This window comes from Streptomyces sp. NPDC058683, from assembly GCF_042716195.1.
GTDB lineage: Bacteria > Actinomycetota > Actinomycetes > Streptomycetales > Streptomycetaceae > Streptomyces.
In genome coordinates, this window is the sequence record NZ_JBHXSK010000014.1 from 68,770 (window position 1) to 94,708 (window position 25,939).

Annotated in this window: 24 protein-coding genes; 15 read left to right on the forward strand and 9 right to left on the reverse strand. The window is 70.6% G+C overall.

Annotation, left to right across the window (positions count from 1 at the left end; translation table 11 throughout):
* Positions 1-53: 53 nt before the first annotated feature.
* The 11 genes from ACFWXC_RS17160 to ACFWXC_RS17210 all read left to right on the forward strand — a co-directional run bounded on the left by ACFWXC_RS17160 (position 54) and on the right by ACFWXC_RS17210 (position 9,507).
* Positions 54-137 carry a putative leader peptide gene (locus tag ACFWXC_RS17160; RefSeq protein WP_360476077.1) on the forward strand — a complete coding sequence of 28 codons (84 nt, stop codon included), beginning with the start codon at positions 54-56 and terminating at the stop codon, positions 135-137.
* Between the two features lie 127 nt (positions 138-264).
* The gene (locus ACFWXC_RS17165; protein ID WP_384479442.1) at positions 265-1,962 is read left to right on the forward strand and encodes a nitrite/sulfite reductase; all 1,698 of its coding nucleotides are present in this window, start codon (positions 265-267) and stop codon (positions 1,960-1,962) included.
* The gene (locus ACFWXC_RS17170; protein ID WP_217546992.1) at positions 1,959-2,138 is read left to right on the forward strand and encodes a hypothetical protein; all 180 of its coding nucleotides are present in this window, start codon (positions 1,959-1,961) and stop codon (positions 2,136-2,138) included. Before ACFWXC_RS17165 ends, ACFWXC_RS17170 begins: the two co-directional genes overlap by 4 nt.
* On the forward strand, positions 2,135-2,845 hold the full coding sequence (locus ACFWXC_RS17175; RefSeq protein ID WP_384479444.1) for a phosphoadenylyl-sulfate reductase: 711 nt from the start codon (positions 2,135-2,137) through the stop codon (positions 2,843-2,845). The genes ACFWXC_RS17170 and ACFWXC_RS17175 overlap by 4 nt, the downstream gene beginning before the upstream one ends.
* On the forward strand, positions 2,842-3,429 hold the full coding sequence (cysC, locus tag ACFWXC_RS17180) for an adenylyl-sulfate kinase (protein ID WP_384479446.1): 588 nt from the start codon (positions 2,842-2,844) through the stop codon (positions 3,427-3,429). The genes ACFWXC_RS17175 and cysC overlap by 4 nt, the downstream gene beginning before the upstream one ends.
* Positions 3,426-4,364, forward strand: a complete 939-nt coding sequence (cysD, locus tag ACFWXC_RS17185) for a sulfate adenylyltransferase subunit CysD (RefSeq protein WP_384479447.1) — start codon at positions 3,426-3,428, stop codon at positions 4,362-4,364. Before cysC ends, cysD begins: the two co-directional genes overlap by 4 nt.
* A 2-nt stretch (positions 4,365-4,366) precedes the next feature.
* Positions 4,367-5,704 (forward strand): sulfate adenylyltransferase subunit 1, encoded by a 1,338-nt coding sequence (locus tag ACFWXC_RS17190; RefSeq protein WP_384479449.1) that lies wholly within the window; start codon positions 4,367-4,369, stop codon positions 5,702-5,704.
* 231 nt (positions 5,705-5,935) lie between these two features.
* Positions 5,936-7,045 carry an aliphatic sulfonate ABC transporter substrate-binding protein gene (locus ACFWXC_RS17195; RefSeq protein ID WP_384479451.1) on the forward strand — a complete coding sequence of 370 codons (1,110 nt, stop codon included), beginning with the start codon at positions 5,936-5,938 and terminating at the stop codon, positions 7,043-7,045.
* A gap of 35 nt (positions 7,046-7,080) precedes the next feature.
* Positions 7,081-7,866 (forward strand): ABC transporter ATP-binding protein, encoded by a 786-nt coding sequence (locus tag ACFWXC_RS17200; RefSeq protein WP_384479452.1) that lies wholly within the window; start codon positions 7,081-7,083, stop codon positions 7,864-7,866.
* Entirely contained in the window at positions 7,853-8,752 is a 900-nt protein-coding gene (locus tag ACFWXC_RS17205) for an ABC transporter permease (protein ID WP_384479454.1), read from the forward strand. The genes ACFWXC_RS17200 and ACFWXC_RS17205 overlap by 14 nt, the downstream gene beginning before the upstream one ends.
* A gap of 8 nt (positions 8,753-8,760) precedes the next feature.
* Positions 8,761-9,507: a sirohydrochlorin chelatase gene (locus ACFWXC_RS17210; protein WP_384479455.1), complete on the forward strand. Its 747-nt coding sequence runs from the start codon at positions 8,761-8,763 to the stop codon at positions 9,505-9,507.
* 243 nt (positions 9,508-9,750) lie between these two features.
* On the opposite strand, the gene ACFWXC_RS17215 is transcribed toward ACFWXC_RS17210, so the two are convergent.
* The gene (locus ACFWXC_RS17215; protein WP_384479457.1) at positions 9,751-10,773 is read right to left on the reverse strand and encodes a ketopantoate reductase family protein; all 1,023 of its coding nucleotides are present in this window, start codon (positions 10,771-10,773) and stop codon (positions 9,751-9,753) included.
* 58 nt (positions 10,774-10,831) lie between these two features.
* Here ACFWXC_RS17215 and ACFWXC_RS17220 point away from each other — a divergent pair, with 58 nt between their 5' ends.
* On the forward strand, positions 10,832-11,692 hold the full coding sequence (locus ACFWXC_RS17220; protein WP_384479459.1) for a transglutaminase-like domain-containing protein: 861 nt from the start codon (positions 10,832-10,834) through the stop codon (positions 11,690-11,692).
* On the opposite strand, the gene ACFWXC_RS17225 is transcribed toward ACFWXC_RS17220, so the two are convergent.
* Entirely contained in the window at positions 11,673-12,224 is a 552-nt protein-coding gene (locus ACFWXC_RS17225; protein WP_384479460.1) for a DUF1697 domain-containing protein, read from the reverse strand. The two genes, ACFWXC_RS17220 and ACFWXC_RS17225, sit on opposite strands and share 20 nt — an antisense overlap.
* A 382-nt stretch (positions 12,225-12,606) precedes the next feature.
* Here ACFWXC_RS17225 and ACFWXC_RS17230 point away from each other — a divergent pair, with 382 nt between their 5' ends.
* Complete coding sequence (locus ACFWXC_RS17230; RefSeq protein ID WP_384479462.1) at positions 12,607-14,856, forward strand: MMPL family transporter; 2,250 nt, start codon at positions 12,607-12,609, stop codon at positions 14,854-14,856.
* 79 nt (positions 14,857-14,935) lie between these two features.
* On the opposite strand, the gene ACFWXC_RS17235 is transcribed toward ACFWXC_RS17230, so the two are convergent.
* From ACFWXC_RS17235 to ACFWXC_RS17245, 3 genes are read right to left on the reverse strand one after another with little or no spacing between them, the layout of a single operon-like run.
* The gene (locus ACFWXC_RS17235) at positions 14,936-16,216 is read right to left on the reverse strand and encodes an ABC transporter substrate-binding protein (RefSeq protein ID WP_384479464.1); all 1,281 of its coding nucleotides are present in this window, start codon (positions 16,214-16,216) and stop codon (positions 14,936-14,938) included.
* Positions 16,216-17,049 carry a carbohydrate ABC transporter permease gene (locus ACFWXC_RS17240; protein WP_384479466.1) on the reverse strand — a complete coding sequence of 278 codons (834 nt, stop codon included), beginning with the start codon at positions 17,047-17,049 and terminating at the stop codon, positions 16,216-16,218. Before ACFWXC_RS17240 ends, ACFWXC_RS17235 begins: the two co-directional genes overlap by 1 nt.
* Positions 17,046-17,960, reverse strand: a complete 915-nt coding sequence (locus ACFWXC_RS17245; RefSeq protein WP_384479675.1) for a carbohydrate ABC transporter permease — start codon at positions 17,958-17,960, stop codon at positions 17,046-17,048. Before ACFWXC_RS17245 ends, ACFWXC_RS17240 begins: the two co-directional genes overlap by 4 nt.
* A 199-nt stretch (positions 17,961-18,159) precedes the next feature.
* Between ACFWXC_RS17245 and ACFWXC_RS17250 the strand changes: the two genes are divergently transcribed.
* A complete protein-coding gene (locus tag ACFWXC_RS17250; protein WP_384479468.1) occupies positions 18,160-19,023 on the forward strand; it encodes a phosphotransferase in 864 nt (287 codons plus the stop codon).
* Positions 19,024-19,137: 114 nt separating this feature from the next.
* On the opposite strand, the gene ACFWXC_RS17255 is transcribed toward ACFWXC_RS17250, so the two are convergent.
* The 4 genes from ACFWXC_RS17255 to ACFWXC_RS17270 all read right to left on the reverse strand — a co-directional run bounded on the left by ACFWXC_RS17255 (position 19,138) and on the right by ACFWXC_RS17270 (position 23,509).
* Positions 19,138-19,857 carry a 3'-5' exonuclease gene (locus ACFWXC_RS17255; protein WP_384479470.1) on the reverse strand — a complete coding sequence of 240 codons (720 nt, stop codon included), beginning with the start codon at positions 19,855-19,857 and terminating at the stop codon, positions 19,138-19,140.
* A 102-nt stretch (positions 19,858-19,959) separates the two neighbouring features.
* Entirely contained in the window at positions 19,960-21,201 is a 1,242-nt protein-coding gene (locus ACFWXC_RS17260) for an SAV2148 family HEPN domain-containing protein (protein ID WP_384479472.1), read from the reverse strand.
* A 102-nt stretch (positions 21,202-21,303) separates the two neighbouring features.
* A complete protein-coding gene (locus ACFWXC_RS17265; protein WP_384479474.1) occupies positions 21,304-22,620 on the reverse strand; it encodes a copper amine oxidase in 1,317 nt (438 codons plus the stop codon).
* Between the two features lie 73 nt (positions 22,621-22,693).
* Complete coding sequence (locus ACFWXC_RS17270) at positions 22,694-23,509, reverse strand: Tat pathway signal sequence domain protein (RefSeq protein WP_384479476.1); 816 nt, start codon at positions 23,507-23,509, stop codon at positions 22,694-22,696.
* A 196-nt stretch (positions 23,510-23,705) separates the two neighbouring features.
* Here ACFWXC_RS17270 and glgX point away from each other — a divergent pair, with 196 nt between their 5' ends.
* Positions 23,706-25,814: a glycogen debranching protein GlgX gene (gene glgX, locus ACFWXC_RS17275; protein ID WP_384479478.1), complete on the forward strand. Its 2,109-nt coding sequence runs from the start codon at positions 23,706-23,708 to the stop codon at positions 25,812-25,814.
* The last annotated feature ends 125 nt before the right edge of the window (positions 25,815-25,939 follow it).

The window sequence follows — 25,939 nt, forward strand, 5'->3', positions numbered from 1 at the left end:
CGAACTGCGGACGATGGTGGACTGCCCCGAGATCCGCGTGACACGCTTCCGTCATGTCTGGAACTGGAACCGCCTTGGTGAGTCGGCGGCACGTCGACCTCGGCCGCATGTCCAGCGCCATCTGTCCGGCGGGCTGAGAGCACAGCACCGCCGCCCCTTCCTGTCCAGACCTTCCCTTGCGCAGTGTCGCGCAGATTTACCCCCGTGCGCCCGTACGCGCAGGTAAGAGCCGCTTCCCCGCCTGTCCCGAAGGACGTAGTCACCATGGCCGCCACCCCGCAGAACCCTGCCGCCTCCGCGCCCCGCCGCAAGGTGAGTCGTCACCGCGGTGAGGGTCAGTGGGCTCTGGGTCACTTCACCCCGCTCAACGGCAACGAACAGTTCAAGAAGGACGACGACGGTCTCAATGTGCGGACACGCATTGAGACGATCTACTCCAAGCGCGGCTTCGACTCGATCGACCCCAACGACCTGCGCGGACGTATGCGCTGGTGGGGCCTGTACACGCAGCGCAAGCCCGGCATCGACGGCGGCAAGACCGCCATCCTGGAGCCGGAGGAGCTGGACGACAAGTACTTCATGCTGCGGGTGCGCATCGACGGCGGCCGCCTCACCACCCAGCAGTTGCGGGTGATCGGCGAGATCTCGCAGGAGTTCGCGCGGGGCAGCGCGGACGTCACCGACCGGCAGAACATCCAGCTGCACTGGATCCGCATCGAGGACGTTCCCGAGATCTGGAACCGTCTCGAGGCCGTCGGCCTGTCCACCACCGAGGCGTGCGGCGACACCCCGCGTGTCGTCATCGGCTCGCCGGTCGCCGGCATCGCCGAGGACGAGATCATCGACGGCAGCTGGGCGATCGACGAGATCAACCGGCGGTTCATCGGCAGCAAGGAGTTCTCCAACCTGCCGCGCAAGTTCAAGTCCGCGATCTCCGGCTCGCCGCTGCTCGACGTGGTGCACGAGATCAACGACATCGCGTTCGTCGGTGTGGAGCACCCCGAGCACGGCCCCGGCTTCGACCTGTGGGTGGGCGGCGGCCTGTCCACCAACCCGAAGATCGGTGTCCGGCTCGGCGCCTGGGTGCCGCTGGACGAGGTCCCGGACGTCTGGGCGGGCGTCATCGGCATCTTCCGGGACTACGGCTACCGGCGGCTGCGCACCCGCGCCCGGCTGAAGTTCCTGGTCGCCGACTGGGGCGCGGAGAAGTTCCGCCAGATCCTGGAGGACGAGTACCTCGAGCGGAAGCTCGTCGACGGCCCCGCGCCGGCCGAGCCCCTGCAGCGCTGGCGCGACCACGTCGGCGTGCACCGGCAGCAGGACGGCAACTTCTACGTCGGGTTCGCCCCGCGCGTCGGCCGCGTGGACGGCACCACCCTGGCGAAGATCGCCGACCTCGCCGAGGCGCACGGCTCGGGCCGGGTGCGCACCACGGTCGAGCAGAAGATGATCGTCCTCGATGTCGTGGAGGACCAGGTCGACTCGCTGGTCGAGGCCCTGGAGGCGCTGGACCTGACCGCCAAGCCGTCCCCGTTCCGGCGCGGCACCATGGCCTGCACCGGCATCGAGTACTGCAAGCTCGCCATCGTCGAGACGAAGGCGCGGGGCGCCGCGCTCATCGACGAACTGGAGCGCCGGCTGCCCGACTTCGACGAGCCGCTGACCATCAACCTCAACGGCTGCCCGAACGCCTGCGCCCGCATCCAGGTCGCGGACATCGGTCTCAAGGGCCAGCTGGTCCTCGACGACCAGGGCGAGCAGGTCGAGGGCTTCCAGGTGCACCTGGGCGGCGCGCTGGGCCTGGAGGCCGGTTTCGGCCGCAAGGTCCGCGGCCTCAAGGTGACCTCGGAGGAGCTGCCGGACTACGTCGAGCGGGTGCTCAAGCGTTTCCAGGCGGAGCGCGAGGACGGCGAGCGGTTCGCCGCCTGGGCGTCCCGCGCCAGTGAGGAGGCCCTCTCATGAGCGAGCGGGCCGCCCCCTTCTACTGCCCCTACTGCGGCGACGAGGACCTGCGTCCGAACGAGCAGGGTCACGGCGCCTGGGAATGCGCGGCCTGCAACCGCGCATTCCAGCTGAAGTTCCTCGGGCTGCTCGCCCGGGGGCTGAAGCACTCCGAAGCCGGAGGGGAACAGATATGACCACAGCTCAGGAAGACCGCACCACCGACGATTTGAAGGCGCTGGCCGAGCAGGCCGGCCGCGAACTCGAAGACGCCTCCGCCCTGGAGATCCTCCAGTGGGCGGTGGACACCTTCGGCAAGAGCTTCTGCGTGACCTCCTCCATGGAGGACGCCGTGGTGGCCCATCTGGCGTCCCGCGTCCAGAAGGGCGTGGACGTCGTCTTCCTCGACACCGGCTACCACTTCCCGGAGACCATCGGCACCCGGGACGCGGTCGAGGCCGTGATGGACGTCAACGTCATCACCCTCACCCCGCGCCAGACCGTCGCCGAGCAGGACGCCGAGTACGGCCCGAAGCTGCACGACCGCGACCCCGACCTGTGCTGCAGGCTCCGCAAGGTGCAGCCGCTGGAGCAGGGCCTGACGAAGTACGCCGCCTGGGCGACCGGGCTGCGCCGCGACGAGTCCGCGACCCGGGCGAACACCCCGGTCGTCGGCTGGGACGAGAAGCGGCAGAAGGTCAAGATCTCCCCGATCGCCCGCTGGACCCAGGACGACGTGGACGACTACGTCGCCGAACACGGCGTGCTGACCAACCCCCTGCTGATGGACGGCTACACCTCCGTCGGCTGCGCCCCCTGCACCCGCCGGGTGCTGGAGGGCGAGGACGCGCGCGCCGGCCGCTGGGCGGGGCGCGCCAAGACCGAGTGCGGACTGCACGGATGACGGCCATCGGGCTTTCGACGACCCATTCGACGAACCAGGAGAACAACGTGACGACCGGAGCCACCGTCTGGCTCACGGGTCTGCCGAGTGCCGGCAAGACCACCATCGCGTACGAGCTGGCCGGCCTGCTGCAGGCCGACGGCCACCTCGTGGAGGTGCTCGACGGCGACGAGATCCGCGAGTTCATCTCGGCGGGCCTCGGCTTCAGCCGCGAGGACCGGCACACCAATGTGCAGCGCATCGGCTTCGTCGCCGAACTCCTGGCACGTAACGGCGTCACAGCCCTCGTCCCGGTGATCGCGCCCTACGCGGACAGCCGGGACGCGGTGCGCAAGCGTCACGAGGAGAACGGCACCGCGTACGTCGAGGTGCACGTGGCGACCCCGGTCGAGGTGTGCTCGGTACGCGATGTGAAGGGTCTGTACGCCAAGCAGGCCGCCGGTGAGCTGACCGGGCTGACCGGTGTCGACGACCCCTACGAGGAGCCCGAGACACCCGATCTGCGGATCGAGTCGCAGCACCAGACCGTGCAGGAGTCCGCGGCGTCCGTGCACGCCCTGCTGAGCGGGAAGGGACTGGCATGACGACGACCGTGGCGGCTCACGGGGAGGGCACGGACACCCCGTACGCCCTGTCCCACCTGGACGCGCTGGAGTCCGAGGCGGTCCACATCTTCCGTGAGGTGGCGGGCGAGTTCGAGCGGCCGGTGATCCTGTTCTCCGGCGGCAAGGACTCCATCGTCATGCTGCATCTGGCGCTGAAGGCGTTCGCCCCGGCGGCGGTGCCCTTCTCGCTGCTGCACGTGGACACGGGACACAACTTCCCGGAGGTCCTTGAGTACCGGGACCGTGTGGTGGCCGCACATGGGCTGCGCCTCCATGTGGCCTCCGTACAGGACTACATCGACCGGGGTGTGCTCAAGGAGCGCCCGGACGGCACCCGTAACCCGCTGCAGACGCTGCCGCTGACGGAGAAGATCCAGAGCGAGAAGTTCGACGCGGTCTTCGGCGGCGGCCGCCGGGACGAGGAGAAGGCCCGCGCCAAGGAGCGGGTCTTCTCGCTGCGGGACGAGTTCTCCCAGTGGGACCCGCGCCGCCAGCGCCCCGAACTGTGGAACCTCTACAACGGACGGCACGCCCCCGGCGAACACGTCCGGGTCTTCCCGCTCTCCAACTGGACCGAGCTGGACGTCTGGCAGTACATCGCCCGCGAGGGCATCGAGCTGCCGCAGATCTACTTCGCGCACGAGCGCCAGGTCTTCCAGCGGGGCGGGATGTGGCTGACGGCCGGCGAGTGGGGCGGCCCGAAGGACGGCGAGACCATCGAGAAGCGGCAGGTGCGCTACCGGACCGTCGGTGACATGTCCTGCACGGGCGCCGTCGACTCCGACGCCGGCACGCTGGACGCCGTGATCGCGGAGATCGCCGCCTCCCGGCTCACCGAGCGCGGCGCCACCCGGGCCGACGACAAGCTCTCCGAGGCCGCGATGGAAGACCGCAAGCGCGAGGGGTACTTCTAGAGATGAGCACGACCACCACGGATCTCGGCCTGACCGAGACCACCCTGCTGCGCTTCGCGACCGCCGGTTCGGTCGACGACGGCAAGTCCACCCTCGTCGGACGGCTGCTGCACGACTCCAAGTCGGTCCTCACCGACCAGCTGGAGGCCGTGGAGCGCGCCTCGGCCTCGCGCGGGCAGGACGCACCCGACCTGGCGCTGCTGACCGACGGGCTGCGGGCCGAGCGCGAGCAGGGCATCACGATCGACGTGGCGTACCGTTACTTCGCCACGCCCAGGCGGCGGTTCATCCTCGCCGACACGCCCGGCCATGTGCAGTACACCCGCAACATGGTGACGGGTGCCTCCACCGCCGAGCTGACCGTGGTCCTGGTCGACGCCCGCAACGGGGTCGTCGAACAGACCCGCCGGCATGCCGCGATCGCCGCCCTGCTCCGGGTCCCGCACGTCGTCCTCGCCGTCAACAAGATGGACCTGGTCGACTACCAGGAGACGGTCTTCGCCGCGATCGCCGAGGAGTTCACGGCGTACGCGACCGAGCTGGGCGTCCCGGAGGTCACGGCGATCCCGATCTCGGCGCTGGTCGGCGACAACGTCGTGGAGCCGTCCGCCAACATGGACTGGTACGGCGGCCCGACCGTCCTGGAGCACCTGGAGACCGTCCCGGTCAGCCACGACCTGGCGCACTGCCACGCCCGGCTGCCCGTGCAGTACGTGATCCGCCCGCAGACCGCCGAACACCCGGACTACCGGGGCTACGCCGGCCAGATCGCCGCCGGCACCTTCCACGTCGGCGAGCCGGTCACGGTCCTGCCGTCCGGTCGTACGACCACGATCTCGGGCATCGACCTCCTTGGCAGGCCGGTCGACTCGGCCTGGACGACCCAGTCGGTGACCCTGCTGCTCACCGACGACATCGACGTCTCGCGCGGCGACCTGATCGTGCCCACGAAGGACGCCCCGGCGACCACCCAGGAGGTCGAGGCGACCGTCTGCCACGTGGCCGACCAGCCGCTGACCGTCGGGCACCGGGTGCTGCTCAAGCACGGCACCCGCACGGTCAAGGCGATCGTCAAGGACATCCCGTCCCGGCTGACGCTCGACGACCTGTCCCTGCACCCGCACCCGGGACAGCTCGTCGCCAACGACATCGGCCGGGTGAAGATCCGTACCGCCGAGCCGCTGCCGGTCGACTCCTACGCCGACTCGCGCCGCACCGGCTCGTTCATCCTGATCGACCCCGCAGACGGCACCACGCTCACCGCGGGCATGGTCGGCGAGTCGTTCGCCTCCCCCGAGCCCGTCAACGACGAGGCCGAGGACGACGGGTGGGACTTCTGACATGACGATGACCGACGTCTACTCGACGTTCGCGAAGGAGGGCGGCCGCGTCGGCAGCGGCGACCTCGGCAGCGGGCAGGGCGGGGTGGCGCGATGTGCGTGCTGACGTACGCGCACTGCCTGCGCGCCCCGGCCCCCCACCCGACGTCCCGGATGCGACGAAGACCTGCCGACCTCCCGGCCACGACCTGAGAGACCGTGACCGCCGGGCCAACGAGAGGAAAGCCTCCCGTGCCTGCCAACCGTTCCAAGCTCCTGCGCCGCGGCATAGCCGCGCTCGCCGCACTCCCCTTGCTCACGCTCGCCGCCTGCGGGTACGGGTCGGACTCCGACAAGAGCGACACCACCAAGGTCGCCGCCGGGGCCAAGAAGATCGAAGGCCTCGACACCGTCAAGATCGGCTACTTCGGCAACCTGACCCACGCGACCGCGCTGGTGGGCAACCAGAAGGGCTTCTTCCAGAAGGAGCTCGGCGCGACCAAGGCCAAGTACGCGATCTTCAACGCGGGCCCGTCCGAGATCGAGGCGCTCAACTCGGGCTCCATCGACATCGGCTGGATCGGCCCCTCCCCGGCGATCAACGGCTACACCAAGTCCAACGGCACCGACCTGAAGATCATCGGCGGTTCGGCGTCCGGCGGCGTGAAGCTGGTCGTCAACCCGAAGAAGATCAAGTCCCTGAAGGACGTCAAGGGCAAGAAGATCGCGACGCCTCAGCTGGGCAACACGCAGGACGTGGCGTTCCTCAACTGGGTCGCCGACCAGGGCTGGAAGGTCGACGCGCAGAGCGGCAAGGGTGACGTCACCGTCGTCCGCACCGACAACAAGATCACCCCGGACGCCTTCAAGGCCGGTTCCATCGACGGTGCCTGGGTGCCGGAGCCGACCGCGTCCAAGCTGGTCGCCGAGGGCGGCAAGGTGCTGCTCGACGAGTCCACGCTGTGGCCCGACAAGAAGTTCGTGATCACGAACATCATCGTGTCGCAGAAGTTCCTCAAGGCGCACCCGAAGGTCGTCGAGGCCGTGCTCAAGGGCTCGGTCGAGACCAACAAGTGGATCAACGCCAACCCCGACCAGGCGAAGGCCGCCGCGAACAAGCAGCTGGAGGTCGACTCCGGCAAGGCGCTGCCCGACGACGTCCTGGACCCGGCCTGGAAGTCGATCCAGTTCACCGACGACCCGCTGGCCTCCACCCTCAACACCGAGGCCGAGCACGCCGTCAAGGCCGGTCTGCTCTCCGACCCGCTGCTGAAGAACATCTACGACCTGACGATCCTCAACAAGATCCTCACGTCCGAGGGCGCGAGCACGGTCGACGCCGCCGGTCTCGGCAGCAGCTGACCCCGGTCCCGACGCGTTCCCAGGAGGTGACGACCATGGCCACGACCACGACACTCGCCAAGGCCGGCGAGTCGGTGGAGTACGCGGCACGCCTTGAGCATGTCTCGAAGTCCTTCGCGACTCCCGGCGGGCAGCAGCTCGTCCTGGACGACATCACGCTCGATGTCGCGCCGGGTGAGTTCGTCACCCTCCTGGGGGCCTCGGGCTGCGGCAAGTCCACGCTGCTGAACCTGGTGGCAGGGCTCGACCAGCCCTCGGCGGGTTCCATCGCGACGGACGGGCGGCCCGCCCTGATGTTCCAGGAGCACGCCCTCTTCCCGTGGCTGACCGCGGGCAAGAACATCGAACTCGCCCTGAGGCTCAGGGGGGTTCCCAAGAACGACCGCCGTGCCAGGACCGAGCAGCTGCTCGAACTGGTCCGGCTGAAGGGCGCGTACGACAAGCGCGTCCACGAGCTGTCCGGCGGTATGCGCCAGCGGGCCGCACTGGCCCGCGCGCTCGCCCAGGAGAGCAGACTGCTGCTGATGGACGAGCCGTTCTCGGCCCTGGACGCCATCACCCGGGACGTGCTGCACGACGAGCTGACCCGGATCTGGGAGGAGACCGGGGTCTCCGTCCTGTTCGTCACGCACAACGTGCGCGAGGCGGTGCGGCTCGCCCAGCGGGTGATCCTGCTGTCCTCCCGCCCCGGCCGGATAGCGCGCGAGTGGGAGGTCGGCATACCGCAGCCGCGCCGCATCGAGGACGCGCCCGTGGCCGAACTGTCCCTTGAGATCACCGATGTACTGCGTGGGGAGATCCGCCGTCATGGCCAGCAGTGAGACGAAGACGCCGGGGACGGCCGCGACGGTCGGCGGCGAGCTGGCCGGCATCGAGGCGGGTCTGGACGCGCTGGAGATCGCCGTCACCGGCCGGACGCCCTTCCGCCACACCTTCACCAGCAAGATCCTGCCCCCGATCATCGCGCTCGCCGTGGTCCTCGTGGTCTGGACGCTCCTCGTCCCGGTCGTCGACGACCCGTCCAAGCTGCCCTCACCGGCGGCGGTGGGCGACGCCTTCAAGGACGCCTGGCTCAAGGGCGACCTGCTCGGCTACATCTGGACCAGTGTCAGCCGCGGCCTCCTCGGGTTCCTCTTCGCGCTGGTCATCGGCACCCCGCTGGGTCTGCTGGTGGCCCGGGTGAAGTTCGTGCGCGCGGCCATCGGCCCGATCCTGTCCGGCCTCCAGTCGCTGCCGTCGGTGGCCTGGGTGCCGCCGGCCGTGATCTGGCTGGGCCTGAACAACTCGATGATGTACGCGGTGATCCTGCTCGGCGCGGTCCCCTCCATCGCCAACGGCCTGGTCTCCGGTGTCGACCAGGTACCCCCGCTGTTCCTGCGGGCCGGGCGCACGATGGGCGCGACCGGCGTCAAGGGCATCTGGCACGTCGTGCTGCCGGCCGCCATGCCCGGCTATGTGGCGGGTCTGAAGCAGGGCTGGGCGTTCTCCTGGCGCTCGCTGATGGCGGCGGAGATCATCGCGAGCTTCCCCGACCTCGGCGTGGGCCTCGGCCAGCTCCTGGAGAACGCGCGCACCGCCAGCGACATGGCCATGGTGTTCGAGGCCATCATCCTGATCCTGTTCGTCGGCATCGCGATCGACCTGCTGATCTTCAGCCCGCTGGAGCGGTGGGTGCTGCGCAGCCGCGGTCTGCTGGTGAAGAGCTGAGGTCGCCCATGCGCAAGCCGGTCCGCCCCGTCCTCGTCGTGATCGCCCACGGCAGCCGCGATCCGCGGCACGCGGCGACCGTGCACGCCCTGGTACGGCGGGTACGGTCGCTGCGGCCCGGGCTGCGCGTGGAGACCGGCTTCCTGGACTTCACCATCCCCTCGGTGCCCGGGGTGCTGGAGTCCCTGGCGGCAGAAGGCGTCCGCGATGTCGTGGCTCTCCCCCTGCTGCTCACCCGCGCCTTCCACGCGAAGGCGGACATCCCGGCCGTCCTGCGGGACGCGCCGCCGCGGCTGCGGATCCGGCAGGCGGAGGTGCTCGGCCCGTCCCCGCTGCTCCTGGCGGCCCTGGAACGGCGGCTGTACGAGGCGGGGCTGACCCCCGCCGACAAGTCCTCGACCGGGGTCGTACTGGCCTCGGCGGGGTCCAGCGACCCGGAGGCGATCGCGGTGATCGCAGAAATCGCGCGGGAGTGGCGGCACACCGGTTGGTGCGCCGTGCGGCCCGCGTTCGCCTCCGCATCCCTCCCCCGCACCGAGGACGCGGTACGGGAACTGCGCGACCTCGGCTGTGCCCGGGTGGCGGTGGCTCCCTACGTCCTCGCCCCCGGCTTCCTGCCCGACCGGATCGCGCGGGGCGCGGCGGAGGCGGACGTGCTGGCCGAGGTGCTCGGCCCGGCGCCGGAGGTGGCGCGGGTGCTGCTGGAGCGGTACGACGCGGCCCGCACCCCTGCCCTGGCGGCCGTGGGGGCCTGAGCCCCGTCCGGCGTCCGGCGTCCGGTCCGGGAGGCGTCCTCGGGGTTCGCGGTCCGGCGCTCCCCTGTGACGCCGGACCGCGAACGGCCGGCTCACGGACGGGCTCTCACGAGCGACACTGCCGTGGCCGGCTCTTACCTCTGCGTCGCCGTCCGCGAACGTGTCACACCAGGGGCTTTACCGGTTCGGCTTCCCAACGACTTGTCCTTATTGGGCAGTTGACCGGGCCCGGCCGCGCCCGGGTCACGCCTGCTGGAGGCGGGCGACAGCCTCGTCGGCGAGGCGGACCAGCTCCCCGACCGGCAGCGAGCCCGGCTCCCGCTGCTCGCGTGCGAAGGTGTTGGCGAGGCGCTGGAGCAGGTCGTTGAGCGGGGTCGGCACACCGTGCAGGCGGCCCAGCAGCGCGATCTCGCCGTTGAGGTAGTCGGCCTCGATGGTGCCGGTGCCGCGGCTGAGGGACTGCCAGGAGGAGCCGCCGCCGCGCGGAGCGCCGTCCAGCGGGACCAGGTCCACTTTGTGGCCACGCAGCGCCCGCTGCTCCTCGACGCTCGCGTACGCGATCCCGGCGGCGTCGAGCACGGCCTCGCCCTCGGCCCGCACCCGCTGGAACAGGGTCACGGCCGCCTCGTCGGCGACGGGCCCGGCGACGGCCTCCAGCGCGTTGCCGAGGTTGGACAGCAGCTTGGCGTACTGCCAGCGCGCCACGTCGGGCACGACGGGTGCCTCGAAGTGCGACGTCTCCAGGTCGGCGGCGACCAGCCGGACGGTCGCGTCGGTGCCGCGGGGGTGGCGGCCCAGGTGCAGCATGCCGGTGAGCGGGGCGCCGCCGGCGGAGACGACGCCCGGTTCGAGGTAGGTCGCCGGCAGCCAGACGCAGACGCCGTAGACGTGCCGGAAGACGCGCAGGGCGAGGCGCTGGCCCTCCACGCCGTTCTGGGCGCAGAACACGGGCAGCCGCTCCGCCGCCGTGCCGCCGCCCGCCACCGGCGCCGGCCCCCAGGTCCCCAGGGCGGTCACGGTGTCCTGTGTCTTGACGGCGAGGACGAGGACGTCGTCCGCCCGCAGCTCGCCCAGTTCCCCGGGCCCGGTGACGGCCCGCAGCCGGTACGTGTACTCGCCCTCCGGCACCTTCAGCCGCAGCCCGCCGTCCCGCAGCGCCGCGTGGTGCGCACCCCGCGCCACCAGCACGACCTCATGCCCCGAACCCGCGAGCCGCCCGCCGATCGCCCCGCCGACGGCCCCTGCTCCGATGATGATGTAGCGCATGGGAGGAGCCTCGCACAGGCGTTGACCCTGCCCCTGGGGCAGGGTCGAGGGTGACGGCATGGACGGATACCTGGAACAGACGCCGTACAGCGACCCCGGAGACCTGGACACGAGCCGGTTGCCGCGCGATCCCGGTGAACTCGCCCGGCTGGTCCGGGGGCTGATCATCCACCGCTTCGAGGGCGACCGCCTCGGGTACGAGATCCCGCCGGAACGGCTGCACCACGACGGCGAGGTCCGGTTCGTCTCCGGGATCCTGCGGATCCTGCGCGAGCGCTCGGGCGCACCGCTCACCGAACCGAGGGCGTACGGGGAGCGGTTCGTCGGGACGTGCCGGGACTTCGCCCTGCTGCACGTGTCCCTGCTGCGGGCGACGGGCACCCCGGCCCGGGTGCGCGGGGGCTTCGGCACGTACTTCGTCGACGGCTTCCACGAGGACCACTGGATCACCGAGTACAGGCTGCCGGACGGGAGTTGGCGGCTGGCCGACCCGCAGGTCGTGGATCGGGGCCACGACCTGGACTTCGACCCGCTGGACGTGGAGCGGGACCGGTTCGTCGTGGCCGGTGACGCCTGGCGGGCCGTCCGCAGGGGCACGGCCGATCCCGGGACCTTCGGGCTCTGGGGGAACGACGATCTGCGGGGCGCCTGGTTCGTCCGGCACAGCCTCGTCCTCGACCTGGCCTGCCGCAACGGCGTCGAGACGCTGCCGTGGGACGGCTGGCTCCCGCTGGCCGGTACCGAGGAGCCGGATGCGGTGCTCTCCGAGGACGACCTGGCCCTCCTCGACGCGGTCGCCGCCTGCGACGACGACGGGGCCCGCCGCCTGTACGCCGACCCGCGTCTGACCGCACCTCGCGAGATCCTGTCGCGCGCCCCCTTCCTCGGCCTGCGGAAGGTCACGCTCCCTGGGCGGTGAGCTCCACCAGCTTGACGACCGTGTTCCAGTTCCGGGTGGTGGCGATCAGCCCCTTGTTGATCCGCGGCCGGGACAGCGCCTCCGCCAGCTTGGAGCGGCCGAGGCCGTCCGGGGCGTACAGGTACAGCGCGCGGTCGCCCAGCCGGAACTCCTCGGGGAGGTGGGCGGCTGGGTCCAGGTCCGCGAACCGCTCCGGGGTGACCGGTGCGGAGAAGTAGGTGACGTGCAACTGCTTGGCCTCCAGCTCGGCGGCCGGGAACGGGCAGGCCTCGGCGATCGCCCTGAGGTAGGAGTGGTCGCGCACGAGCACGTCGACGGAGAAGCCGAACCGCTCCTCGATCGCCTCGGTCAGCTCCGCGGCCAGCGACCCGGCGTCCCCGTGGGCGGCGGCGAAGACCGCCTGCCCGCTCTGGAGGTAGGTCTGTACGGACTCGTGCCCCAGGCCGGTCATGAGCGCCCGCAGCTCGGCCATCGGGAGCTTCTTCCTGCCGCCCACGTTGATCCCGCGCAGCAGTGCCGCATACATCGTCATTCGAACACCTTAGAACGGCCGTCGTGCCCCGTGGGGGTGGGCACGACGGCCGTGCCGGGCGTGCCGGACTGCCCGAAACTCTGGCCGATGAGAGCGCCCCGGATCAACTCCTACACGCACCTGTGACTTGTTCAACAAGGTTTTGTAATCACAAAGCGGATCCGCGTCGTCGGAAGGGACACCCCTGATCAACACCCCCGAGATGGGTCGATAGATGTAAGGGCCCGACATCCTCCCAGGCGATGAGAGCCGGCCGTCGTACTTCACCGGGCAGCACGAGGAGTCGGTCTTATCCAGCCCATACCTTCGAATCGAACGAAGGAAGTCGTGAAGAAATCGTGGCGGCCGGGGCCGTCACCGCACACGAGGGGGCAATCCCGTCATGGGGATCGGAGAGACACGGGTGCGGGGCCTGGCCGCCCGGGCCGGCGGCTGGAGCGCCCGGCACCGCTGGGCCGCCGTCGGCATATGGGTCCTGTTCGTCGTCCTGGCGATGGGGCTCGGCTCGGCGGCCGGCCGGGTCGACGTCGACGAGAGCGACCAGCTCAAGGGCGAGACGCACACCGCGGCAAAGATCATCGACGACGCGGGGATCAAGGAGCCGGCCGCGGAGACGGTCCTGGTCCAGTCCGAGGATCCGTCGGTCAAGGCCACGGACGCCGAGTTCAGGTCCGCCGTCGCGGACGTCGTCAAGGCGGTCGACGGCACCGGCAAGGTCACGGGCATCACCTCGCCGTACGACACCGGGACGATCTCGAAGGACGGCCGCAGCGCACTGGTCCAGTTCGACATGCGCGGCGACGCGGAGACCGCCGCCGACCGGGTCGAGCCGGTGCTGGACGCGGTGGCCGGGGTGCAGAAGGCGCACGGCACGCTGCGGATCGCGGAGATCGGCGGCGCCAGCATGGACAAGCAGTACGGCGACGCCTTCGGCAAGGACTTCAAGCGGGCCGAGTACTCCGCCGTGCCGGTGGCCTTCGGCATCCTGCTGATCGCCTTCGGCGCGCTGGTGGCCGCGCTGCTGCCGGTCGGCCTGGCGATCACCGCGATCATGGCGACGATGGGCCTGATGGGCCTGGTCAGCCATCTGCAGCCGATGAGCGACACCGCCAACTCCGTGATGCTGCTGGTCGGCATGGCCGTCGGCGTCGACTACTGCCTGTTCTACCTGCGCCGGGAGCGCGAGGAGCGGGAGGCCGGCCGGGACGCGGGCGCGGCGCTGCGGATCGCCGCCGCCACCAGCGGCCGGGCCATCATCGTCTCCGGTGTCACGGTCTGCGTGGCGATGGCGGGCATGCTGTTCACCGGCCTCGCCGAGTTCGAGGCGATGGGCCTGGCCTCCCTGATGGTCGTCGCGGTCGCCATGGTCGGCTCGGTGACCGTCCTGCCCGCGCTGCTCTCCCTGCTGGGCCACCGGGTGGAGAAGGGTCGTATACCGTTCCTGCGCCGCCGCCAGCGCGCACACGGCCCTTCCGCGAGCCGCTTCTGGACCGCCGTGCTGCGGGGCGTGCTCGCCAAGCCGCTGGTCTCCGTGCTCGTCGCGGCCGGTGCACTGCTCGCGGTCGCCGCACCCGCCCTCGGCATGAAGACCTCGCAGCTCACCCTGGACCAGGAGTTCGGCGGCTCGCTGCCGATCGTGCAGACCTACGACCGGGTCAACCAGGCCTTCCCCGGCGGCTCCCAGCCGGCCGAGGTGGTCGTCAAGGCGAAGGACATCAACGCCCCCGAGGTCAAGCAGGCGCTGACCGACTTCCGCAAGCAGGCGATCAGTTCGGGTGCCTCGCGCGGCCCGGTCGACATCAGGCTGCACGACGCCCAGAACGTGGCGCTGATCTCCGTACCACTGGTCGGCGGCTCCGACTGGGACAAGGCCGGCCAGAGCCTGGAGAAGCTGCGCGACCAGGTACGGCCCGCCACGCTCGGCATGGTCGACGGGGTGCAGGCGCCGGTGACCGGGAACGTCGCGGGCAACGAGGACTTCAACGACCAGTTGATGGGCTCGGTCGTCCCGGTCTTCGCCTTCGTGGTCGTCTTCGCCTTCCTCCTCATGCTGCTGTCGTTCCGCTCGCTGACGGTCGCGATCACCTCGATCCTGCTCAACCTGCTTTCGGTGGGCGCCGCCTACGGCATCCTGGTCGCCGTCTTCCAGCACGGCTGGGGTGCCTCCCTGGTGGGCGCGGAGGGCGTCGGCGCGATCGTCAGCTGGCTGCCGCTGTTCCTCTTCGTGATCCTGTTCGGCCTGTCGATGGACTACCACGTGTTCGTGGTCTCCCGGATCCGCGAGGCCCGGCTGCGCGGCCGGTCCACCAGGGACGCGATCCGGCACGGGGTGGTCACCACGGCCGGGGTCGTCACCAGCGCCGCCGTCATCATGGTCGCCGTGTTCGCGATCTTCGGCACATTGTCCATGCAGTCCATGAAGCAGATGGGCGTGGGCCTGGCGGCCGCGGTCCTCATCGACGCGACGGTCATCCGGGGCGTGCTGCTCCCGGCGGTGATGGCCCTGCTCGGCGAGCGCAACTGGTACCTGCCTCGCTGGCTGCACTGGCTGCCGGACCTGACCCACGACGAGTCCCCGGAGCCGGTGGCGCCCCCGGTGAACCGGGGCGATCCGGACCGGCTGCCGGTCTGAGTGCCGGGTAACGCCCTCCGACACAGGGTCCGTTGGTATCCGGGGGAGCCAACGGGCCCTGTTCGGTGCGTACGGGTGCTCAGCGCTGGTAGCGGGCGAGGACGAGGTTGCCGTCCTTCTCCAGGCGGTGGCGGAGTTCGTCGAGGCCGATGGCGCCGCTGTAGTACGACTGGAGGGCGGGGGTGGCCACCTTGTCCTTCCACTCCGGGTAGCCGCGGACCGTCTGGGCGGGGGCCGGGCTGAGGTGGCCGGCCAGGGCGGTGCCGGTGGCCCAGCCGTACCTGGCGGTGTGCAGGGCCGGATCCTTCAGGGCCTGGGTGCCGGTGGGCAGCATCCAGTCGCCGAGGGCGAGCCGGACCATGTTGTCCGGCCGGAGCAGGAAGTCGATGAACTCGGCCGCCTCCTGCTTGTGGTGACTGTCCTCGGCGACGGACAGCGTCTGCGGGCTGACGCCCTGGGCGAGCCCGTCGGCGCCGGCCGGGGCGGGCAGCACCTCCCAGTCGAAGCCCTTCGGCGCCTGCTGGACGATCTGCTGACGGTAGGAGAAGCCGAGCGGGACCATCGCGTACTTGCCGCCGAAGAAGCCCGGCAGGGTGTCCGAGCCGCCGCTGCCCAGTGTGGAGCCGGGGGCGCTGTGGTCGGTGCCGACCTGGTCGTGGATGGTGCGCGGCACGATCTGGTCGGCGGCCCCGAAACGCACGGTCACCTTGCCGTCCGCGCCCCGGTGGAAGAGCTGTCCGCCCGCCGACAGGGAGAGGTTGAGGGTGGCGGAGACGGGCTCCTTGAGCGGCCAGGCGACGCCGTACCTGCCGTCGCCGCTGAGCTCCTTGGTGACCTGCCTGAACTCCTCCCAGCTCCAGGGCCGTTCGGGTGTCGGTATCCGCACTCCCGCCTTCGCGAGCCAGGTGGTGTTGGCGATCAGCACCCGCGGCTCCTGGAGGAACGGCACGCCGTAGATGCCGTCACCGAAGGTCGCCGTCTGCCAACTCCGCTGCGGTATGTCGGACTTGAGCCGGGCGGGCAGCAAGTCGGTCAGGTCGGCGAGGTAGCCGCCGTAGGCGAAGTCGGCGAGGTCGTCGGAGGCGTCGTGGATGATGTCCGGGGCCTCACCGCCCTCGAAGGAGGTGAGCAGCTGGTCGTGGACACTGTCCCAACTGCCCTGCACGTAATCGACCCTGACGTCCGGATGGGTGGCGTTCCACTCCTTCACCAGCTCCTTGTTGGCGGCGACCGAGTCCTCCTGCCAGGCCAGGGACTGGAAACGGAGGGTGATCGGACCGCCCTTCCGAGCGGCTCCCGAGCATCCCCCGAGCAGCAGGAGGAAGGCGACGACGAGTGCCGTGGTGGTCCTGGTCCGCATCAGCTCTTCACCGCCCCGGTGAGCATCCCGCCGGTGATCCGCCGCTGGACGAGTGCGAAGACGACCAGCGAGGGGAGCGTGGCCAGGAAGGCGGCCGCGGCGAGGGGACCCAGGTCGGCCACGCCCTCCGCGCCGATGAAGTGGGTGAGGACGACCGGCAGGGTCTGTTTCTCCGGTGTCTTCAGCAGCACCAGCGCGAAGAAGAACTCGTTCCACGCGGTGACGAAGGCGAACAGTCCGGTCGCCACGATCCCGGGAGCCAGCAGCGGTGCCGTCACCGACACCAGCGTCCGCAGCCGTCCGGCCCCGTCCACGGCCGCCGCCTCCTCCAGTTCGACGGGGACCGCCCGGACATAGCCGACGAGCATCCACAGCGCGAACGGCAGCGCCCACACCACGTACACCATCACCAGCCCGAACAGGGAGTCGATCAGCCGCAGGTTCTTCAGCACCAGGAACAGCGGGATGATCACCAGCACGAACGGGAAGGCCTGGCTGACCACCACCCACCCGGTGGCCGCCCGGGACAGCGCCCCGCGCCGCCGGGCCATGACGTACGCCATCGGGGTCGCGAGCAGTACGGCGATCAGCGCGGCGCCGAGCGCGGCGAGCAGGGAGTTGAGGCCGGCGCGCAGCAGGGGCTGTTCGTCGAAGGCCTGGCGGAAGTTGGCCAGGGTCGGGTGCCGGGGGATCCAGGTGGGGTGCAGACTGCCCAGCTCGGTCGGTGACTTGAAGGCCGTGGAAAGCAGCCACAGCAGCGGGAAGGCGAGGAAGACGAGGTAGCCGAGCAGGGCCGCGTACTGGGCGACGCGGGCGCCGGTGCGGGTCCTCACGCGTCCTCGCCTCCCCGCAGCCGGCCGGCCAGGAAGACGGCCAGCAGCACCGCGATCACCGCGACCATCACGCAACCCATCGCCGCCGCGTAGCCGAACTGCCCGTAGCGGAAGGCCTCTTCGTAGGCGAAGAGCATCGGCAGCCGGGTCTTGCCGCCGGGGCCGCCGTTGGTCAGGACGTAGACCAGGGCGAAGGAGTTGAAGTTCCAGATCAGGTTGAGCGCGGTGACGGCCAGGGCGACGGGTCTGAGGGCGGGCCAGGTGACCGTGCGGAAGCGGCGCCAGGCGCCGGCGCCGTCCACGGCCGCCGCCTCGTGCAGTTCGCGCGGGGTGTTCTGCACTCCGGCGAGCAGGGCGACCGTGGTCTGCGGCAGGCCGGCCCAGACGCCGACGACGATCACGGCGGGCAGGGCGCTGCCGAGGCCGCTCAGCCAGTCCCGGCCGTCGCCGAGGCCGAGGTCGCGCAGGGTCTCGTTGAGGATCCCCGCGTCCGGGTTGTAGACGAGCCGCCACATGACGCCGACGACGACCTCGGGCATCGCCCAGGGCACGATGGCCAGGGCGCGGGCCAGCCAGCGCAGCCGTAACTCCTGGTTGAGGAGGAGGGCCAGGCCGAGGGCGAGCAGGAACTGGGGCACGGTCACCCCGACGGCCCAGACCAGGCCGATCCGGAACGACTCCCAGAAGAGCGTGTCGTGCAGGAGGTCCTGGAAGTTGAGGCCGCCGATCCACCGGGTGGCCGCGGTCCGGCCGGACTGGGCGTCGGTGAACGCCAGCAGGATCCCGTAGAGCAGCGGGCCGACACTCAGGACCAGGATCGGGATCAGGGCGGGCAGGACCAGGAACCAGGCGCCGTGGCCGGTCAGGCGTGCGGCGCCCGGTCGCCGCACGGTGGCCACGTTCGTCGCCAATGCCACGTCATCCCCCTTTGCGCGGCCCGGTCGGACCCGGTCATGGTCGTGAAGGCAGGTTGTCTCGTCAAGGCACCGCGCACGCGTCGCGACCTCCGCGGATGCGAGACTGGCCGGCGGATGGCTGGAAGACGGCGCCGTGTGCACCCGCACAGCCTCGGGGGCGCGCGGGCATCGGGAACGGACACGGAGGCGGACGATGGACGAGGCAAGGGCGCGGGACGTACTGGCCGCGGCGGGTGTGCTGCCCGGTGCGGCGGCTGACGCCTCGCTCCTCGCCCTGGGCGAGAACGCGGTGTTCGCCGCCGGCGACCTGGTGGTGAAGGTCGGCCGGGACGCCGAACTCCTCGACCGGGCCCGGCGTGAGCTGGAGATCGCCGGGTGGCTGGCGGAGGCGGGCGTCCCGGCCGTGCGGGCCGCCGAGCCGAAGGCGCGGCTCGTGGACGGCCACCCGGTGACCGTGTGGCACTGGCTGGCGGATCCGGTACGGCCGGCCGAGCCGCGCGATCTGGCCGAACTGCTGCGGATCGTGCACGCGCTGCCCGCTCCTCCCTTCGCCTTGCCGCCCCGCGAGCTGCTGGGCGGTGTGGAGCGCTGGCTGCGGCTCGCGGGCGACGCCATCGACCCCGCCGACGCGGCGTATCTGCGCGAGCGCCGGGACGGCTTCGCGGCGGCCGCGGCCGCGCTGACGCCGCACCTGGCTCCGGGACCGATCCACGGGGACGCGCTGCCCCGCAACGTGCACGTCGGTCCGGACGGGCCGGTGCTGGTCGACCTGGAGACCTTCTCGTCCGACCTGCGCGAGCACGACCTGGTGGTCATGGCGCTCTCCCGGGACCGGTACGGCTTGCCGGCCGGGGCCTACGACTCGTTCGTCGAGACCTATGGGTGGGATGTGCGGGATTGGGAGGGGTGCTCGGTGTTGCGGGGCGCCCGGGAGACGGCCAGTTGCGCGTGGGTCGCGCAGCACGCGCCCAGCAACCCCAAGGCGCTGGCGGAGTTCGAGCGGCGGGTGGCGTCGCTGCGGGAGGGCGACGAGTCGGTGCGGTGGTATCCCTTCTGAGCACCAGCGCCCCCGCAGGGGCGCGGGGCTGTATTGGATGTGCGGCTACCGCCGCGTGGGCGCGACCAGCCCCCACCGGCCCGCGGCAAACGAACTACATAACCACCCCAGCACTCAGACGACGTCGGCCAGCTCCCGCAGCGGCCACGCCCCGTCCACCACCGCGTCGGCCTCTCCCTTGCGGCGCAGAAAGCTCTGGAAGTCCGCAGCCCACTCCGCGTACCACTCCACCTGGCGCCGGTGCAGCTCCGCCGGACCCAGCCCCGCGATCTTCGGGTGGCGCTCGGCTATGGCCCCGGCCAGGCGGGCCGCGGCCAGGGCGTCGGCCGACGCGTTGTGGGCGGCGACGAGGGTGATGCCGTACTCGGCGCAGACCGCTTCGAGGTTGCGCTTGCCGCGGCGGTAGCGGTCGACCCAGCGGTCGATGGTGTACGGGTCGATGACCGGTGCGGGGTCGAGGCCGCCGAGGCGGTCGGAGAGCGACGGCAGGCCGTGCCGGCGCAGCTCCGCGGAGAGCAGAGTGAGGTCGAAGGTCGCGTTGTAGGCGACGACCGGGACGCCGGTCTTCCAGTACCCGGTGAGGACGTCCGCGAGGGCGTCGGCGACCTGGTCGGCGGGCCGGCCCTCGGCCGCCGCCCGCTCGTTGCTGATGCCGTGCACGGCCACCGCGTCGGCCGGGATCTCCACGCCCGGATCCGCCAGCCACTCCCGGCGGCCCAGCTCCTGCCCGGCCCTGACCTCGATCACGGCGCCCGTGACGATACGCGCCTCGCGCGGATCCGTACCCGTCGTCTCCAGATCGAAGCCGATCAGGAGCTCTTGGTGCCAGCCCATGGGCGGTCCCCCTTCTTGGTGGTGCTTTCCCCCAGTGGTCTCCACCCTCGCATGCGCCACTGACAATCAGAGGACCGCGTTCCGCTTGCCGTCGCGCCCGCCTCAGGACACAGGGCGCGAATCCGCCCAAGCCATTTCGAACTCCTCGCGGTATGTCGGGAAGAGTCCCGCTTCCAGGACGTCGTCCGACTTGACCACCTTGTCGCCGTTGCGCAGGACCAGCACCGGCGACTCCATGCCCCGCGCCCCGCGCAGGTAGGACTGGACGATCGCGACACCGTCGGCGCCGTCGCCGTCGACCAGGTAGGCGGAGAAGCGGGGGGTGTCGTCGTACACCTGGATCTCGAAGGCGCCGGGGTCGCGCAGCCGGGAGCGGACCCGGCGCATGTGGAGGATGTTCATCTCGACCGAGCGGGATAGTTCGCCCCGTTTCATCCCGAGTTCGCGCTCGCGGCGCTTGATCGCGCTGGAGGCGGGGTTGAGGAAGAGCAGCCGGACCCGGCAGCCGGTCTCGGCGAGCCGGACCAGGCGGCGGCCGGAGAAGTTCTGCACGAGCAGGTTGAGGCCGATGCCGATGGCGTCCAGCCGGCGGGCGCCGCCGAAGAGGTCCTCGGCCGGGAACTGGCGCATGAGCCGGACCCGGTCGGGGTGGACGGCGACGACGTCCGCGTAGCGGTCGCCCACCAGGTCCTCCACCGCGTCCACCGGCAGCCGGCGCGCGGAGGGCACGTCGCCGCCGGTGCCGAGCATCTCCAGGAGCCGGGCGGAGGCCCGTTCGGCCTGGCCCAGGACGGCCTCGGAGAGCGCGCGGTTGCGGGAGACGACGTTGCGGGTCACCTCCAGCTCGTCAAGGGCGAGTTCGACGTCCCGGCGTTCGTCGAAGTACGGCTCGAAGCACGGCCAGTGTTGCACCATCAGCTCGCGCAGCTGCGGCAGCGTCAGGAAGCTGATCACGTTGTCGTCGGCCGGGTCCAGCAAGTAGCCCTTGCGGCGGCTGACTTCGCGGACCGCGACCGCCCGCTGGACCCATTCCTGACCGGCGGGTCCGGCCGCGGCGACCACCCACTCGTCGCCGTGGACGGGTTCGTAGATGGGGCGCAGCACGGCGGCCACGACCGCCCGCAGCCGCTGTTCGACGAGGTTCAGCCAGATGTAGGCACGGCCTGCCCGCTGGGCGCGCGTACGCACCTCCAGCCAGGCGTCGGCGTCCCAGTCCAGCTCCGGACCGATGGAGCCGGAGGCGTCCATCGGCCGGGCCAGGGACACCGCGCCGGGCGGGACGTCTGTGGAGTTCCCCTCGTGACCCTCGTCACCAGGGGGCAGCTCCAGGCCTCCCGAGCCCACCCGTGCACCGCCTTCCGCTCCCCCGAGCTCTCCCTGTGCCAACGATCAAGGAAGGGTACTCCGGGAGCGGTCGGCGGTGCAGCAGGATGGACAGGTCGTTTCTCAACTACCGTTTCCGGGCTGTCCGTTCTGATCAGCGAGGGCGGCCGGAGTGAGCGGATTCATAGCGGTGACGTCGCGGGGGGCCAGGGAGAAGCCCTGCCAGTGGACCGGCATGGGCTGCTGGTCCTCGTCCCGCGCGATGTGGTGGAAGCCGACGTTCACCCAGACCACGGGGTTGGTGAGGGTCTGTCCGTTCACCCACTGGTCGACGGTCTTGGGGTGGCCGTTGGCGCAGCCCGGGTTGTTGCTGGCGAACAGCTCGCACTTGTCGTACTGGGTGAAGTAGACGTCGTGCTTGGTGAAACCGTGCCCCGGGTACTTGTTGGTGGCGCCCTGGACGATCTCGTACGAACGGGCGTGCCCGTCCTTGTTCTTGCCGGCCGTGCTGACCACCCGCCACCAGCGCATGTTCTTGGAGTCACCGGCGAGTTCCTTGGTGACGTTGGTGCGGGTGGTCTTGTTGCTGGGCGCCTGCTGGCCGTGCGCGGGTGCGCTGACCACCGAGTCGTACTGCTCGATGCGGCTCTTGGCGGAGCCGTCGAGGTCGAAGTTCAGCTTCCAGAACACGTTGTGGGCGTGGCTGGTCGCATAGGCGTGGGCGCCCTTGCCGATCGGCCAGCCGCGGCCGTCCCCGGCGTCGTAGTCGCCCGGCGAGAGGCTGCCGGTGGCGCCGACGTTCATGTTGATCGTGCCGTCGTCCTGGAACCGCCACTCGGTCATGTACTCGTACCAGCCGACCTTGTTGACGGTGTAGACCAGCAGGTCCTTGCCCTGCGCCTGGTACACCTTGTTGCCGGTGTCGGCCTGCATCCGGTACGCGTGGCCGCGCGAACGGGTGGTGGTGCACAGGCCGTTGACGTTCGGGTGGGCCGGGTCCCAGGCGTCGGGGACCTTGACGGTCTTGATGGTGCCACCGGGGCACTCGGCCGAGTCGAGCGGCACCAGGCCCTGGGCGAAGCCGAAGCCGGTCAGGTCGTCGTACTCGACGCTGCCGTCGTCGTAGGGAACGTCGATCTGGCCGAGGCGGGCGCTGGAGAGCACCTTGATGGGCGCCGACTCGCCCTTGGGCTGGTAGGAGATGTGCTCCAGGACCAGCCCGGCCTTGCTGTCGTAGCGCCAGCACATCCGCCAGGTGGTACCGGTGGAGAGCTTCTGCTCGATCCGGTAGGCGGCGGAGCAGTCGGCGGCGGGCGCGGCGGCCTGCTTGGGCTGGGCGACGGCGGGCCCGGCCGCGGTGGTCGCGCCGGCGGCCAGCGCGGCCACGGACAGGCCCACGGCGGCCGTCCGGCGGGCGCGGCGGATTCTGTTCGGGTGCATGACGAAGTGACTCCTCGTGCGGGAGATGCAGTCGAAAAAGGAGAAGGAGTTCGGGAAAGGCGAACGGACCGGCTCAGCTGCCGAGCTTCACGACCTTGCGCGCGCTCAGGTCGACGATCAGGGAACGGGCGTCGATCCAGGGCCCGTTCTTGACCTTCGGGAAGAGCCGCACGCAGCGGTGTTCGCCGCACTTGTCGAGCGCGGCCGGCTGGGCGCCCGGAGTGGCGCGGTAGACCGCGCTGTTGAGCAGCAGCTGCTGCTCCGGGGAGGTGAGGTCCTCGCCCGTGGCGTCCTTGAAGTCCGCCTTCAGGCCGGCGCCGAGCGGATCGGCGACGAGCAGCTGGAGCGCCTCGACGTTCTCGTCGTGGCTGAGCGGCGGCTGGACACCCTGCCGGGTGGTGGTCTCCTCGACCTTGCCGGTGTCGAGGTTGACGGTCCGGGTGACGAGGCTGTCGTCCCGGTAGTCGTAGAACGTCACGTCCGCGCGCCGTGGCACGTTCGTGGCATCCAGTTCGTTCGCGTTCGGCTCGGCCAGGTCGACGCTGATCCGCTGCGGGCCGCGCCGGCCCTCGACGTTCTCCCCTGCGTTGAACATCTGCCTGGTCAGGGCGAGTTGTTCGACGCGCTTGGTCTCGTCGTCGGTCAGCGGGTCGCTGCCCGTGCCCTTCGTCCCCTCGGCCGGCGCCTGTTCCACCACGCCCGGCTTGACGGCGTCCGTGCCCTGCCCCGCCTGCTGCGCGGCGACCGAGCCGGTCCCGTCACTCCCTCCCGAGTCGTCCGCCCCGGCCGTACCCGGCAGGGTGATCCCGACCATCACGGCGGTCCCCGCAACCGCCAGGCCCGCACCGGCCACCACTTTGCCCAGATGGCGGTGCACTATCTTGCGCACATCTTCCCCCTACTCCCCCTTGGTCACAGGGAGTACGTGTTTGCCCCACTGGTTCGGCACACTTCGCCACATGGGCCGCTGTGTGCACTGGTCGCCGGGTAAGAGGGGCGTAAGTCACCTGGGGTTCCATTACTTTCGGGCAGACTCATGACCAAGGCGCCCCCGCGCGCAATGCACACCTGGAAGAGTCGACTTCATGCAGGTCTGGCCTGGAGAGGCGTATCCGCTCGGTGCCACGTACGACGGCGCCGGGACCAACTTCGCGGTGTTCACCGAGACCGCGGACCGAGTGGAGCTGTGTCTGCTGCACGACGACGGCTCCGAGACGGCGGTGGAGCTGCGCGAGAGCGACGCCTTCGTCCGGCACGCGTACCTGCCGGGGGTGATGCCCGGACAGCGCTACGGCTTCCGGGTGCACGGCCCGTACGACCCCGGACGCGGCCTGCGCTGCAACTCGGCGAAGCTGCTGCTCGACCCCTACGCGAAGGCGGTCAGCGGGTCGGTGAGCTGGGGCGAGGAGGTGTACGGCTACCACTTCGGCGACCCCGACAAGCGCAACGACCTGGACTCGGCCCCGCACACCATGACCTCGGTGGTGATCAACCCGTACTTCGACTGGGGCGACGACCGGCGGCCGCGCACCGAGTACCACCACACGGTGATCTACGAGGCCCATGTGAAGGGCCTGACCATGCGCCACCCGGGCCTGCCGGAGGAGCTGCGCGGCACCTACGCGGGGCTCGCGCACCCGGCCGTCGTCGAACACCTGACGGAGCTGGGCGTCACGGCGCTGGAGCTGATGCCGGTCCACCAGTTCGTGAACGACCACCGGCTGGTCGACATGGGCCTGAACAACTACTGGGGCTACAACACGATCGGTTTCTTCGCCCCGCACAACGCGTACGCCTCCTGGGGCGACCGCGGCCAGCAGGTCCTGGAGTTCAAGTCGGCGGTCCGGGCGCTGCACGAGGCCGGGATCGAGGTGATCCTGGACGTCGTCTACAACCACACCGCCGAGGGCAACCACCTGGGCCCGACGCTGTCCTTCCGGGGCCTGGACAACCCGTCGTACTACCGGCTGACCGACGACCCCCGCTATTACATGGACACGACCGGCACCGGGAACTCCCTGCTGATGCGGTCCCCGCACGTCCTCCAGATGATCATGGACTCGCTGCGGTACTGGGTCACCGAGATGCACGTCGACGGCTTCCGTTTCGACCTCGCGGCGACGCTGGCGAGGCAGTTTCATGAGGTGGACCGCCTTTCGTCGTTCTTCGACCTGGTGCAGCAGGACCCGGTGGTCTCCCAGGTGAAGCTGATCGCCGAGCCCTGGGACGTGGGCGAGGGCGGCTACCAGGTGGGCAACTTCCCGCCGCTGTGGACCGAGTGGAACGGCAAGTACCGCGACACCGTGCGCGACCTGTGGCGCGGCGAACCGCGCGCGCTCGCGGAGTTCGCGTCCCGGCTGACCGGCTCCTCCGACCTCTACCAGGACGACGGCCGCCGCCCGCTGGCCTCCATCAACTTCGTGACCTGCCACGACGGGTTCACCCTGCACGACCTCGTGTCGTACAACGACAAGCACAACACGGCCAACGGCGAGGACAACCGGGACGGCGAGAGCCACAACCGCTCCTGGAACTGCGGGGTCGAGGGGCACACCGACGACCCCGGGATCCTCGAACTGCGCGAGCGGCAGATGCGCAACTTCGTCGCCACGCTGATGCTCTCCCAGGGTGTGCCGATGATCGGCCACGGCGACGAGTTCGCGCGCACGCAGCAGGGCAACAACAACGCGTACTGCCAGGACAACGAGGTGTCCTGGGTGGACTGGCCGGCCCCCGAGGACGACAGCGGCCTGCTGGCCTTCACGCGCGCGATGGCGCGGCTGCGCAAGGAGCACCCGGTCTTCCGGCGCCGCCGCTTCTTCCACGGCCGCCCGGTGGAGGGCACCCACGACGAGCTGTCCGACATCGCCTGGTTCACTCCGGAGGGCCATGAGATGGCCCAGCAGGACTGGGGGTCGGCACAGGCGTCGGCCCTGACGGTGTTCCTCAACGGCAACGCGATCTCGGAGCCCGGCACCCGCGGGGAGCGGATCGCCGACGACTCCTTCCTGCTGATGTTCAACGCGTCACCGGATCCGCTGGAGTTCCTGGTGCCGGTGAATCACGGCCGCCAGTGGGAGGTGGTGGTGGACACGGCCGACGCCGAGGAGGTGCCGCCCGGTCCGAAGGTGGACGGTGGCGCACGGCTGACGTTGGTGGGACGGAGCCTGACCGTTCTGAAGAGGCCGGCGTAGGGATGCGCCACCGCACAAGGGCTGTTGTCCGGGTGCGGGCCGGTGGGGGCCGGCCGCGCAGTTCCCCGCGCCCCTTCAGGGCGCGACACCGCACCCGGTGACAGAGAAGCCGACGGATCGGGTAC